Genomic DNA, 887 nt, shown 5'->3' with positions numbered 1-887 from the left:
CCTCATGCTCAGAGCGAGCCCGATTACCTATGCTTTCAGGCCCTCTTGCCGGGCTGTTGAATGACCGTCATAGCGTCGCAACCGGACTCCTGCCAAATCTAATCCCCGCCCCCTCTACCCCCGCTTACCCTCTCCTGTCCCCGACGAGGAGAGTCCGATGCCCAAACCGCCAAAACCCAGAAAACTCAGCCCGCGCCTGATCGAGCGGCATGAGACGCTGTTTCCAAGATTGCAGGCGCTCACCCGCACGATGCAGGCCATTGCGGCGCGGCGGCCGCGCGGCCTGGTGTCCGAGGACATGCGCGTGGCGGCGGAGGCATTGCTGTTCGAGGCCCTGGCATTCTCTGCGGGCGGGCGTCATCGCGATCTGCCGGTGGCGGCGCCCGATTGTGCGGCTCTGGCCGGGCAATTGAGCGCGGCGCTGGCGGCGATGATGGCGTTCGAGGCGCGGTACAGCCAGTGGGATGCGCGGTTTGCCGAACCGGTCTGGATGGCCGATGACCATCGCATCCGCAGGCTGAAACGCCTGGCCCCCAAGCCGGGCAGCAAGGCGGCGGTGAAAGCAGCGGCCAGGGCGGAGATGGAAGCGGCTGCGCAGGCGGCGCGCATGGTCGAGATTCGCGCCAGGCTGGCGCAGCGCCTGGCGCAGTCGCGACGACATGATCCCAGGTTCGAGACGGATGCCGATCCTGCTGGCGCGCGCGCCGGCGCCGCACCTTCGGACGCGCCCGGCCTGCCCGAAAACATCCCGTCCATCCGTTTTATCTGAAAATTTATCCCCGCCCCGGCCCGCGCCCTTATGCTTGGCGCATCAGCCGGGTGGAGATGGGGTTGCAACGATCAACCGCCCGGCGACAGTCGGGAGGCCTCTGCATCGTTAACGGAGG

Annotated in this window: 1 protein-coding gene; it reads left to right on the top strand. The window is 67.0% G+C overall.

What is annotated here, in order from left to right:
• Positions 1 to 157 precede the first annotated feature (157 nt).
• Complete coding sequence (locus A3840_RS01790) at positions 158 to 769, top strand: hypothetical protein (protein WP_131798216.1); 612 nt, start codon at positions 158 to 160, stop codon at positions 767 to 769.
• Positions 770 to 887 lie beyond the last annotated feature (118 nt).

It is taken from the genome of Devosia elaeis (assembly GCF_001650025.1).
Classification (GTDB): Bacteria; Pseudomonadota; Alphaproteobacteria; order Rhizobiales; family Devosiaceae; genus Devosia; species Devosia elaeis.
The sequence above is the reverse complement of the archived record's forward strand: the minus strand, read 5'-3'. Positions and strand labels throughout refer to the sequence as shown.

What these genes read in the sequence shown, in the direction of transcription:
- A3840_RS01790 (WP_131798216.1), top strand. Translation starts at nt 158, where the DNA reads ATGCCCAAACCGCCAAAACCCAGAAAACTCAGCCCGCGCCTGATCGAG.